This window comes from Streptomyces torulosus (genome assembly GCF_001419765.1).
GTDB lineage: Bacteria > Actinomycetota > Actinomycetes > Streptomycetales > Streptomycetaceae > Streptomyces > Streptomyces torulosus.
The window spans coordinates 1-2947 of the sequence record NZ_LIRK01000901.1; the positions used below are offsets into that span (position 1 = coordinate 1).

Annotated in this window: 3 protein-coding genes and 1 pseudogene; all 4 read right to left on the reverse strand. The window is 71.4% G+C overall.

Translation table 11 applies throughout. The features are described from left to right. On the reverse strand, window positions 1-641 hold a 641-nt coding region (locus tag AOK23_RS42195; protein WP_240496825.1), incomplete at its 3' end, for a histidine kinase. Beyond that, on the reverse strand, window positions 638-1399 hold the full coding sequence (locus tag AOK23_RS42200) for an ABC transporter permease (protein WP_055717680.1): 762 nt from the start codon (window positions 1397-1399) through the stop codon (window positions 638-640). The genes AOK23_RS42200 and AOK23_RS42195, both read right to left, overlap by 4 nt. Continuing rightward, the gene (locus tag AOK23_RS42205; protein ID WP_055717681.1) at window positions 1393-2322 is read right to left on the reverse strand and encodes an ABC transporter ATP-binding protein; all 930 of its coding nucleotides are present in this window, start codon (window positions 2320-2322) and stop codon (window positions 1393-1395) included. The genes AOK23_RS42200 and AOK23_RS42205 overlap by 7 nt, the downstream gene beginning before the upstream one ends. Before the next feature lie 145 nt (window positions 2323-2467). Beyond that, window positions 2468-2947 (reverse strand): annotated as a pseudogene (locus tag AOK23_RS42210) (hypothetical protein); the annotation flags it as partial.

Below are 2947 nucleotides of genomic sequence, written 5' to 3' on the forward strand. Positions count from 1 at the left end.
CGGCCCGCCAGCTCGCTCTTGAGGGTGATCAGGGACAGGGAGTGGCCGAGGAGGTCGTGCAGGTCGCGGGCGAGGCGCAGGCGCTCCTCGTTCGCCGCCAGCTGGGCCACCGTCGCCCGGGCCTCCCGGAGCTCACGGGTCGTGTGGATGAGTTCGCGCACGCCGGCCATGGAGAAGCCGCCGAGGAGGGCCGGGAGGAGCAGGGAGGCCAGATACGCCTCCCCGTCGGGCACGGAGAGGGCGACGGCCGTCAGCAGCGCGGAGCAGGCCGGGATCGTCAGCCGGGCCAGGCGCAGCGGGAGCGCGGCGCCTGACGCGACCGACACGTAGACGAACAGCACGAGCCACTCGCGGCCGAGGGTGAGGGCCAGGACCGTGGACTGGGCGGCGAGCACGGCGAGGGAGCCGAGGACCAGGCGGTTGGTCTCGCCGCGGCCGGTGCGGAAGATCAGCACGAAGTACCAGGCGACGAAGGCCGCCAGGCCGATCCAGCCGAGGAGGCGGACCCCGGCGCTGTGGCCCCCGTGCAGCAGGTCCGTCACGGGGGCGCTCAGATAGGCGAGCCAGATCCCGGTCCAGAGGAACTTCATCGCCCGCTGTCTGCCGTTCTGCGGGCGCTGCCCGATGCCGACGCCGCTCACGCCTTCAGCGTGTCCTTCCGGTAGAGCCAGGCCGCGCCGCCCGCGAACAGGGCGAAGGAGACGGCCAGGACGAGGAGGTCCGTGGTGTGCGGGGCGTGGCTCTGCTCGATGGCCCGGCCGAGGGAGGCGTACGCGTGGGTGGGCAGCCACCTGGCGATGTCCTGGAGCCACTGGGGGAACGTCGTCGTCGGCATCCACAGGCCGCCGAGCATCGACAGACCGAAGTAGACGATCATCGTGACGGGGCGGCGGACCGCGTCGCCGGAGGCGAGGTAGCCGATGGCGACGCCGAGTGCGGCGAAGACGAGGCTGCCGGCCCAGATCGCGCCGGTCAGGGCGAGCCACTGCCAGGCGTCCAGGCGGACGTCCTTCACGAGGGCCGCCACCACGAAGACGATCACGATGGAGGGCAGGCTGACCACGGCCGCGCTCGCGGTCTTCGCGAGGACGTAGCCGCGCCCCGGCAGGGTCGTCAGCCGCAGCTGGCGTACCCAGCCGCTCTCGCGTTCCTTGGCGATGCGCTCGCTGTTGCCCATCAGGACGGCCGTCAGGGCGCCGAAGGAGGCCATGGAGACCATCATGTACGTCGGCAGGGTCAGGCCGGTGCCGTCGATCTTCTCGGTGGTGCTCGCGCTGCCGGCGATCAGCAGGAACAGCAGCGACGGGTAGAGCACCGAGAAGAACAGGAACTTGCGGTTGCGCAGGGCCCGGGTGAGTTCCAGCTTGATGAGGCCCCACGAGGCGAGGGTGGTCAGCACGTCGACTTCGCCTCCTCGGCGGCGGTGATCGTCATGAATGCCTGTTCGAGGCCGAGTCCGGCCACTTCGAGGTTGCGGGGGTACAGGCCGAGGCCGTACAGGGCGTGGACGGTCGCGTCGGCGTCGGTGGACTGGATGCGGACGGTACGGCCGGACACGTCGAGGGTGGCGAGGAAGGGCAGGCCCCGCAGGCGGTCCTCGTCGATCGGGGCGTCGGGCAGGTCGAAGGAGATCCTGCGGGCGCCGGCCTTCGCCTTGATCTCGGCGGCGGTGCCGTCGGCCAGCAGTCGGCCGCGGTGCAGGACGAGGACGCGGTCGGCGACGGCGTCGGCCTCTTCGAGGTAGTGCGTGGCGAAGAGGACCGTGCGGCCCTGGTCGGCCTGTTCGCGCATGGTCGCCCAGAACGCCTGGCGGGTGGTGACGTCCATGCCGGTGGTGGGCTCGTCCAGGACGATCAGGTCGCTGTCGCCGGCCGTGGCGAGGGCGAAGCGGACGCGCTGGGCCTGGCCGCCGGAGAGCTTGTCGACCTTGCGGTCGGCGATCCGGGTGACGCCCGCGCGGGCGAGCACCTCCGACACCGGGTACGGCCGGGGGTGCAGGGAGCAGGCCAGGCGGACCAGCTCGGCGACGGTGACTTCGTCCATGAGGCCGCCGCTCTGCAGCATGGCGCCGACGCGGCCCGCGACGATCGCCTCGCGGGGGCTGGTGCCGAGGACGCGGACGGTGCCGGTGTCGGGCTGCTTCAGGCCGAGGAGGAGGTCGAGGGTGGTGGACTTGCCCGCGCCGTTCGGGCCGAGCAGGGCGACGGTCTCCCCCGGGTGCAGCGCGAGCGTCAGTCCGTCGACCGCCCGCACGCTCCCGTAGGTCTTGCCCACCCGCTCGAACCCGACCACCGGGGTGGTCGTGACCGCTGTTGTCGTCATGGGAACCAGGGTGTCCGCGCGGGGCCCCTCGGCGGCAGTGTCGGTGGTCCTGTGTGCCGCATGACAGAAGTCATACCGCCAGGGGTGACACACGAGCAGGGGGCACCCGGTGTGCCACCGGGTGCCCCCTGCTCGCGGTGCTCGGTCAGGTCGGGTTCGTGTCGATCACGGCGACCCGGTCGGTCTTGCTCTTGAGGGCCAGCCGGAGGGCGCCGTAGACGTCCTTGGCGTTGACCGGGGTCTTCTCGCCGTTGGCCCGGGTGATCAGGACGCCGTTGAAGGTGCCGCCGTAGAGCTCCACCAGCGCCTTCTCGTTGTAGGAGTCGACGAGCTTGCCGTCGACGGCCTTGACGGTGAGGAACTTCCAGAGGGAGTTCTCGGGGCTGAGCTTCACACTGTGCGCGGCGTCCGTCTGCACGGTGACGATGCCGGACATCGCCGGCTGCGCGAACTCCTTCATGAACCGGTCGACCTCGGCCTTGTCGACCGACGGCTCCTTGGCGGTGGTCGGCAGGCTCACGGCGGGGGTCGTGCCGGTCTCGACCTGCGTGCGGTACGCCTTCTCGACGGCCTCGGAGGACTGGTCGACGGCAAGGCCCTTGCCGGCCTTGCCGTCGACCAGTCC